3 protein-coding genes and 3 pseudogenes are annotated in these 8,297 nt (G+C 65.2%); 4 read left to right on the top strand and 2 right to left on the bottom strand.

Annotated elements, in window-relative coordinates; translation table 11 throughout:
• Window positions 1–314 precede the first annotated feature (314 nt).
• Both nosP and nahK read left to right on the top strand, forming a co-directional pair.
• Window positions 315–1,478, top strand: coding sequence for a nitric oxide-sensing protein NosP (gene nosP / locus G3436_RS15545; RefSeq protein ID WP_163946526.1), 1,164 nt, complete (start codon window positions 315–317; stop codon window positions 1,476–1,478).
• Window positions 1,408–4,055, top strand: a pseudogene (gene nahK / locus G3436_RS15540) (hybrid sensor histidine kinase/response regulator NahK/ErcS'). The gene nosP and the pseudogene nahK overlap by 71 nt, the downstream one beginning before the upstream one ends.
• Here the strand turns inward: nahK and G3436_RS15535 are convergent.
• Both G3436_RS15535 and G3436_RS15530 read right to left on the bottom strand, forming a co-directional pair.
• A pseudogene (locus G3436_RS15535) lies at window positions 4,009–5,038 on the bottom strand (aldo/keto reductase). The pseudogenes nahK and G3436_RS15535 sit on opposite strands and share 47 nt — an antisense overlap.
• Before the next feature lie 143 nt (window positions 5,039–5,181).
• Window positions 5,182–6,513: an MFS transporter gene (locus tag G3436_RS15530; protein WP_163946523.1), complete on the bottom strand. Its 1,332-nt coding sequence runs from the start codon at window positions 6,511–6,513 to the stop codon at window positions 5,182–5,184.
• Between the two features lie 163 nt (window positions 6,514–6,676).
• Between G3436_RS15530 and G3436_RS15525 the strand changes: the two are divergent.
• Together G3436_RS15525 and G3436_RS15520 are read left to right on the top strand one after the other, a co-directional pair.
• Window positions 6,677–7,776: pseudogene (locus G3436_RS15525) on the top strand (sugar diacid recognition domain-containing protein).
• Window positions 7,777–7,880: 104 nt separating this feature from the next.
• On the top strand, window positions 7,881–8,297 hold a 417-nt coding region (locus G3436_RS15520), incomplete at its 3' end, for a glycerate kinase (protein ID WP_163946518.1).

Below are 8,297 nucleotides of genomic sequence, written 5' to 3'. Positions count from 1 at the left end.
ATTCACCAGCGCTCTCAAGATCGAGCGCCGTCCCGCGCGGCGCTTCGCTGGCAAGCAAGCTCCCACATTTGTTGCAACGTGCCATGGCCTGATGGATCGGCGTGGTAAGCCTTGGGGGTTCGTCCGCAGATCGCAGGGGGGCTACCAGGTGCCAGCCAATACATCAACAGCGCTGTTGAAATCGAGCGGCGAAGCCAATCAAGCACTCCACCTACAACCAATGCCACCCCCACCCACTACCCAAGTAGCATTCGACCCCCTCCAGGCCGTTCGTACACTGAGCCCATCCGTTTCAGCCCCCGCCGGAGGCCGTCATGCACCATCCCCCCGCCGAGGGCATCATCAGCGCCGTGTCGCGCGCCAGCGGCGCCGAAGAGGCCGCGCAAGACCTCGCCCGCCAACTGCTGCACCCACACCTGGGCTTCGTGCTGTTCTTCTGTTCCGCCGAATACGACTTGCCCGCCCTGGCCCAGGCTTTGCAACACAGCCTGGGCGGAATTCGCCTGGCCGGCTGCACCAGCGCCGGCGAAATCACCCCCGACGGCTATGGCCGCGGCTGCATCACCGCACTGGGCTTCGACCACCGGCAGTTCTCGATCGCCGCCGAACTGATCGCACCGATGCAGCATTTCAGCCTGATCGACGCACAGCAGATGGTCGAACGCCTGGTGGGCACCTGCCGCAGCAACACCCTGGCGCCGATCAAGGGCCATAGCTTTGCCTTGACCCTGCTGGACGGGCTGTCCAGCCGCGAAGAAACCGTGCTCGCCGCGCTCAGCGCCGCGCTGGGCGATATCCCGCACTTCGGCGGCTCGGCCGGCGACGACAATTACCTGCACCACACCCACGTCTACTTCGACGGCACCTTTCACAGCAGCGCCGCCGTGGTGTTGCTGGTCAATACCTGGCTGGACTTCGAGGTGTTCACCACCCACCACATCCAGCCTCGCGAAGAAAAGCTCGTGGTCACCCGCGCCGACCGCACGCTGCGCCGGGTCTACGAGCTCAATGCCGAACCTGCCGCGCAGGAGTACGCGGCACTGATCGGCGTGCCAGCCAGCGAACTGAACCACCGCACCTTCGCCGCTCACCCACTGGCGGTGCGAATCAACGAACGCTATTACGTACGCGCCATCCAGCAGGTGCACGACGACGGCAGCCTGAGTTTCTACTGCGCCGTGGAAAACGGCATCGTGCTCACGGCGATGCGCCCCGGCCCCTTGCTGCCCAACCTCAGCACGCTGTTCGACGGCCTGCGCGAGCGCCTCGGGCCCTTGCTGATGACCATCGGCTGCGACTGTTTCCTGCGCCGCCTGGAGCTTGAAGGCAGCGCCGAACTCGACGCCGTCGGCGCCTTTCTGCAGCAACAGCCAGTGGTGGGGTTCAACTCCTACGGAGAACAGTTCAATGGCATGCACATCAATCAGACCTTCACCGGCGTCGCCATCGGACAACCGCGAGCCCGCCGTGGCCTGTGACCAGGCCGCGCTGATCGCGCGGCTGCAACACGAGAACCGCAAGCTGCAGCGTATCAACGCCGCACTGATCGAACGCCAGGAATCAGGGGCGGCACGCCCGGACGATTCCTATGCGGCGTTCCAGCATTCGGTGGTGCTGGCCGAGCAGGTGCGCGAACGCACCGATGCCCTCAACCAGGCCATGGCCGAGCTCAAGGCCAGCAACCATCTGCTCATCGACGCCCGCCAGCGTGCCGAAACCGCACACCAGCATCTGGTCGACGCCATCGAAAGCATCTCCGATGCCTTCGTGCTGTTCGACCCGCAACAGCGCATCGTGCTGTTCAACCAGCGCTTCAAGGCGTTCTGGGCCAACAGCCGCATTCGCATCATCAGCGGCATGCGCCTGGCCGAGGTCAAGCGCCTGATGCAGAGCACCGGCCTGTTCAGCGAGGAACAACGGGGCCCCAGTGCCGAGCACCTGGTGTATCGCCTGCAAGGCGGGCGCTGGTTGCAGGTCAGCGAGCGCCCGACCCAGGGTGGCGGTTGCGTGATGCTGTTCACCGACATCACCCAGATCAAACTCAGCGAAACCCAGCGCCGCGAACAGGCTGTCGCGCAGAAGTCGCACCTGCTGCAGCGTGCGGTCGATAACCTGTCCCAGGGCGTGGCGATGGTCAACGCCGACGGCGTGCTGGAGCTTTGGAACCGGCGCTTCCTGGAACTCAGCGGCCTGGCCCCGATTGCCGCGCACCGCGACTTCGCCGAGGTGATCGCCGACAGCGAACTGGCGCTGCTCACACCCACCAGCCGCGACAGCAACGGGCGTAGTATCGTCGAACTGGAGCAACGCCTGTTCGACGGGCGCATGCTTGAAGTGCGCACGCATGCGTTGCCCGCCGGCGGCTTCGTCAACACCTTTACCGATATCACCGAGCGCTACCAGCACGCCGAAGCACTGAGCGAAAGCGAGCGCTGGATCCGCCTGATCACCGACCATGTACCCGCGCTGATCGCCTACCTCAATGCCGACCTGGTGTATGAATTCACCAACAAGGTGTACGAGCAGTGGTACTGCTGGCCACGCGGCGTGATGCTCGGTCAGAGCCTGCGCGAGGTGCACAGCGCCGAGCACTACCAGCGCCTGGAAAGCTACGTGGAGCGTGCACTGGCCGGGGAGAGCGTGACGTTCGAGTTTGCCGAAACCAATGCCCATGGCCAGGAGCGCTACATGTTGCGCTCCTACGTGCCCAACCAGCTGGCCAGCGGCGAGGTGGTGGGGATTTTCGTGCTGATCCGCGATATCACCGAGCGCCGTCGTACTGCCGAAGCCCTGCACCAGGCCTATCAGAACCTGGAGTTGCGAGTACGCGAGCGCACCGCCGAACTGACTCAGCTCAACGGCCAGCTGCTGCGCGAAATCGAGGAGCGGCGTCGTGCCGAAGCGCGCCTGCGCGACGCCAAGCAGGAGGCCGAACAGGCCAATCTGTCCAAGACCAAGTTCCTCGCGGCGGTCAGCCATGACCTGCTGCAGCCGCTCAATGCCGCACGCCTGTTTACCAGCGCCCTGCAGGAGCAGAACGGCACCAGCCCGGCGCTGGTGCGCAATGTGAGCAATTCGCTGGATGACGTGGAAAGCCTGCTGGGCACCCTGGTCGATATCAGCAAGCTGGATGCCGGGGTGATCAAGGCCGATGTCGGCACCTTTGCCGTCAGCGACCTGCTCGACAACCTGGCGGCCGAATTTGCCCATGCCGCCGCCAGCGAAGGCCTGTGCCTGCGCTACGTGCCCAGCGGCCTGCGGGTTCGCAGTGACATCCAGTTGCTGGCCAGGATCTTGCGCAACCTGCTCAGCAACGCTATCCGCTATACCCCCCATGGGCGCGTGCTGCTGGGCTGCCGGCGGCGCGGCCAGCGGGTCTTCATCGAAGTCTGGGACACCGGTATCGGCATCGCGCCAGACAAGTGCCGCGAAGTGTTCCAGGAGTTCAAACGTGGTGACCTGCAACGCCCCGACCAGGACCGCGGGCTGGGCCTGGGGTTGGCCATCGTGGACAAGATCGCCGGCATTCTCGGCCACCGTGTGCACCTGCGCTCGACCCCTGGCAAGGGCTCGGTGTTTGCCATCGAGATGCCGCGCAGCAAGCGTGCGCCGCGCCGCGAAGCAAGGGTGTTGCAGGCCGAGCCCTTGACCGAGCGACTCGATGGCGCACGCATCTGGGTGCTGGACAACGATGCGGCGATTTGCGCGGGCATGCGCAGCCTGCTCGAGCAGTGGGGCTGCGAGGTGATCAGTGCGCTGAGCGAAACCGACCTTGAACGCCAGGTGGCGCTGGACAGTGCGGTGGCGACCTGTTGATCGTCGATTACCACCTGGACAACGACCGCAACGGCCTGGAAGCGGTGGCGGCAATCAACGCCAGGCGCCAGTTGCCACTCCCGGCGTTGATGATTACTGCCAACTACAGTGTCGAGCTCAAGCAGCAGGTGCGCGATCTGGGGCACAGCCTACTGCACAAACCGGTGCGGCCGATGAAACTCAAGGCCGCGATCAGTCACCTGATCGGTTGTGAACGCAGCGCGCCAGTCGGCCACTGACGAAGTGCGCGGTGTCGTTGTAGCCATGGGTGGAGGCATGCCCGGGGGTGACCAGCGTGTCGACGAAGGCTTCGTCCTCGGCGTTGATCTTTACCTGCAGCGCGCCACCGTAGGTGTCCCATTGCGCTTCGGTGCGCGGGCCGACGATGGCCGAGCTGACATGCTGGTTGTTGAGCACCCAGGCGATGGCGAACTCGACCATGCCCACGCCCTTGGCCTGGGTGTAGGCGTGCAGCTTCTGTGCGATGGCCAGCGACTCGTGGCGCCACTCGGTCTCCAGGATGCGTTTGTCCTGCGCCCGGCACGGCTGTCGGGCGCCGGGGTGGCATCGGGGGCGTACTTGCCGCTGAGCACGCCGCGCGCCAGCGGGCTGTAGGGCACCACGCCCAGGCCGTGGTAGGCCGCGGCGCTGAACTGCTCGGGCTCGGCCTGGCGGTTGACGATGTTGTACAGCGGCTGGCTGATCACCGGCTTGGGGATGCCCAGGCGTTCGGCCAGGTTGCACACCTCGGCGATGCGCCAGCCGCGAAAGTTCGACACGCCCCAGTGGCGGATCTTGCCTTGGCGCAGCAGGTCGCCGATGGCGGCCACGCTGACCTCCAGCGGGGTGGCGTGGTCTTCGCGGTGCAGGTAGTAGATGTCGAGGTAGTCGGTGTCCAGCCGGGTGAGGCTGGCCTCGATAGCATTGAAGATGTGCTTGCGACTCAGGCCGCTGCGGTTGGGCAGGCCGTCGGTGGGGCCAAAGCCGACCTTGGAGGCACGATCCACTCGTGGCGGTGGCGGGCGATGGCTTCACCGACGATCTCTTCGGAGCGCCCGGCGTTGTACACGTCGGCGGTATCGATGAAGTTGATGCCCTGGTCCCAGGCCTTGTCGATGATCCGCAGCGCGTCTTCGGTGCGGGTCTGCTCGCCGAACATCATGCTGCCCAGGGTGAGGGCGGAGACCTGCAGGCCACTGCGGCCCAGGGGACGGTAGATCATGCTGGAGAATCCTTTTGCGTGAAGGGATTCGGTCCGTTGTACAGGGTTGAAAGCTTCGCTGGCAAGCCAGCTCCCACAGGGTCTTGTAAACACCGAAGAACACTGTGGGAGCTGGCTCGCCAGCGCAGGCGGCGACGCGGTCCTCAGTTGGCCTGGGCTGTCACTGCGCCGGTTTTGCTGCGCGACACCCGCAACGCCACCAGGCTGCCCACCACGATCAAGCCTGCCAGCGAATACAGCGCCGCATCGGTCGAGCCGGTCTGGTCCTTGATCCAGCCCACCAGATAAGGACTAAGGAAGCCTGCCATCTGGCCCACCGAGTTGATGATCGCCAGGCCTGCCACCGCCGTGCCGGCCGTCAGCAGGGTGGTCGGCATCGGCCAGAACATCGGCAGGCCGGTGAGGGCGCCCATGGTCGCAATGCTCAAGCCCAGGATCGCGATCACCGGGTTGTGGGCAAAATTGACCGCGATCAGCAGGCCTGCCGCGCCCATCAGCATTGGCACCACCAGATGCCAGCGGCGCTCGTTGCACAGGTCTGCCGAACGGCCCACCAGCAGCATGAACACGCCCGCCAGCAGGTAGGGAATTGCACTCAGCCAGCCAATCAGCAGGGCATCGTCGAAGCCCATGCTCTTGATGATCGAGGGCAACCAGAAGTTGATCGCATACACGCCGCTCTGGATGCAGAAGTAGATGAAACCGAAGGTCCAGATCAGCGGGTTGGCGAACACCGACAGCAGGCTGTCGCTGGCAGTTTTCGGCTTGGCATCGGCATCGGCGCGCAGGTCGGCATCCACCGCCTGGCGTTGCGCCGGGCTGAGCCAGCGGGCCTTGGCAAAGCCGTCACTGAGCAGGAACACCGCCAGGCAGCCCAGCACCACGGTCGGCAGGCCCTGGATCAGGAACATCCACTGCCAGCCGGCCAGGCCGCCCTGGCCGGCGGCGAAGTGATTGAGGATCCACCCCGAGAACGGCCCACCGAGCAGGCCCGACACCGGAATCGCCGACATGAACAAGGCCATGATGCGCCCGCGTCGATGCGCCGGGAACCACTGCGAGAGGTACAGCACGATGCCCGGGAAGAAGCCGGCTTCGGCCGCACCGGTCAACAGGCGCAGTACGTAGAACTCCATGGGCGTGGTGACGAACAGCAGGCAGGTCGACAGCGTGCCCCAGGTGATCATCATCAGCGCGATCCAGCGCCGCGGGCCGAAGCGGTTGAGCGCCAGGTTGCTGGGCAGGCCGCACAGCACATAACCGATGAAGAAGATGCCGGCGCCAAGGCCATAGATGGTTTCGCTGAACTTCAGCGCATCGAGCATCTGCAACTTGGCGAAGCCGACGTTGACGCGGTCCAGGTAGTTGAACAGGTAGCAGACGAAGATGAACGGGATCAGCCGCCAGGTGATGCGCCGGTACAGCGCGTTGCGGTCGACGTCGTGGCCTTGGTCAGGGGCAGGGCTGTATGACATGATTCTCTCTCTGTTGTTATGTTTATCGCCGCAGGTCTGCATCGAGGCAGCTGCTGTGACGAGTCTCGTTGAGCCGGCGGGCGCTGTCTTTGTGCTTTTGCACAGCATTTGCGCCGCGCCGCTGTGCCCCGGACCAATCCATGCGACCACAAGGATCCCCCCCATGTTCGAGCTCATCATGAGCTGGCACAGGATATCGTCGACCGGGCGATGGCCATCTTGCCGTACAACGTCAATGTCATGGACAGCCAGGGCCTGATCCTGGGCAGCGGCGAAGCAACGCGTATCAACACGCGGCATGAGGGCGCGCAACTGGTGCTGGCCAACCAGCGCATCGTCGAGATCGACGATGAAACGGCCAAATGCCTGAAGGGGGTGCAGCCTGGGGTAAACCTGCCACTGATGCTTGATGAACGCCTGATCGGCGTGCTCGGTATCACCGGTGATCCGCAGCAACTGCGCACCTATGCCGAGCTGGTACGCATGACCGCCGAGATGCTACTGGCCCAGCGGCACCAGCAGGTCGAGCAGCAATGGCGCAAGCAGCGCTGCGACGACCTGCTGGCGTTGCTGCTGGGCGGCACCGGCGATTCACCGCGGCTGGTGGACGAGGCCAGGCAACTGGGGCTCAAGCCGCAACTGGTGCGCATCCCTTGCCTGTTCGAGCTGCAAGAGGGCCCGGCCGCCGAGCCGCTGGCCGCGTGGCTGACCGCGCGTTACCCCGATAGCTGGTGCGTGAGCCCGGCGCGCCAGTCGTTGCTGTGGTGCCGCCCGGCCGCTATCGCGCTGGACGAACAGCGCCTGCTCGACAAGGTCCAGGCCCAGGGCTGGCAGGTACAGCGCCTGGCAGTGGCAGGGCCGGCTGACGGGCTGGAGAACCTGCGCCGGGGCTATCGCCGGGTGCGTGACCTGCTGGCCTATGGCCGCGAAGTACTGCCCCGTGAGCGTCTGCTGACCCTGGCACGCTATCGGCTGCCGGCATTGCTGTGGCGCCACCGCCATGACGATGCACTGGACGAGTTGCTGCAACCGTTGCAACGGCTTCGGGCCAAGGACGCCAGCGGGCAGTTGCTGGTCACCCTGCGTGCCTGGTGCGCGCATGACGGGCAGAGCCAGGCGTGCGCCGAGGCGCTGGGCATTCACCGCAACAGCCTGCGCTACCGGCTGGAGCGCATTGGCGAAGTGAGCGGGGTGGACCCCTTGCGGCTGGAGGGGATGTTGAGCCTGTACCTGGCGTTGCAGTTGCTGCCTGCGCATAGCTGATTGTCCAACTGAACAAATAACCTGGCGCCACCTTGTGCATCCGACCGACGCCTGCAACCCCCGTAACTGGCAGCATGCAGCCCAACTGGATCAGGAGTACACCCATGAAAATCGTCATCGCCCCCGACTCGTTCAAGGACAGCCTGAGCGCTGAAGGTGTCGCCAGCGCCATCGCCCAGGGCCTGGCCGAGGTGTTGCCGCAGGCGCAACTGGTGTGCTGCCCGATGGCCGATGGCGGCGAAGGCACCATGCAGGCGCTGGTGGCCGCCTGCGCTGGCGAGCAACGTACGCTGCAGGTGTCCGGCCCCCTTGGCACTGCGGTGCAGGCCAGCTGGGGCTGGCTGGCCGACAGCCGCACCGCGATCATCGAGATGGCGCAGGCCAGCGGCCTGCAACTGCTGGCGCTGGAACAGCGCGATGCATGCCGCAGCAGCACCTATGGCACTGGCCAACTGATTGGCGCGGCGCTGGATGCCGGCGCCCGCCAGATCATCCTGGCCATTGGTGGCAGCGCCACCAAC

The organism is Pseudomonas brassicae (genome assembly GCF_010671725.1).
GTDB lineage: Bacteria > Pseudomonadota > Gammaproteobacteria > Pseudomonadales > Pseudomonadaceae > Aquipseudomonas > Aquipseudomonas brassicae.
This window is presented reverse-complemented; position numbering and strand designations above follow the sequence as displayed.

Coding starts and splice junctions, on each gene's coding strand:
- nosP (WP_163946526.1), top strand. CDS start 315: ATGCACCATCCCCCCGCCGAGGGCATCATCAGCGCCGTGTCGCGCGCC.
- G3436_RS15530 (WP_163946523.1), bottom strand. CDS start 6,513: ATGTCATACAGCCCTGCCCCTGACCAAGGCCACGACGTCGACCGCAAC.